At 38.3% G+C, this 261-nt stretch carries 1 protein-coding gene; it reads left to right on the top strand.

The window, feature by feature from the left end; all coding sequences use genetic code 11:
- A partial coding sequence (locus P6709_RS20045; protein WP_278242655.1) for a hypothetical protein occupies positions 1 to 261 on the top strand: 261 nt, incomplete at both ends.

Genomic DNA, 261 nt, shown 5'->3' with positions numbered 1-261 from the left:
TATCATGACTGTGCCACCTGGGTTAAGATGATTTCGAATATTCTCATAATCTTTGGCGTGACGTTAATTTGTTTTCCCTCAAAAGAAAGTTCATGTGATCCTTCGTTCCATATTAACCCTAAAAAAGATCTGCGTGATGAAGAAGTGGTAGTAGATTCCATAATCGTCAACTGGTTTCAGTCCGGATTCAGTTCGAGAACAACAAGCATGATGATTATTTCAATAAATGCCGGGGTTTATCTGCTGAAGACTATATTCCCT

The organism is Jeotgalibacillus sp. ET6, from assembly GCF_029667115.1.
Classification (GTDB): Bacteria; Bacillota; Bacilli; order Bacillales; family Jeotgalibacillaceae; genus Jeotgalibacillus.
The sequence above is the reverse complement of the archived record's forward strand: the minus strand, read 5'-3'. Positions and strand labels throughout refer to the sequence as shown.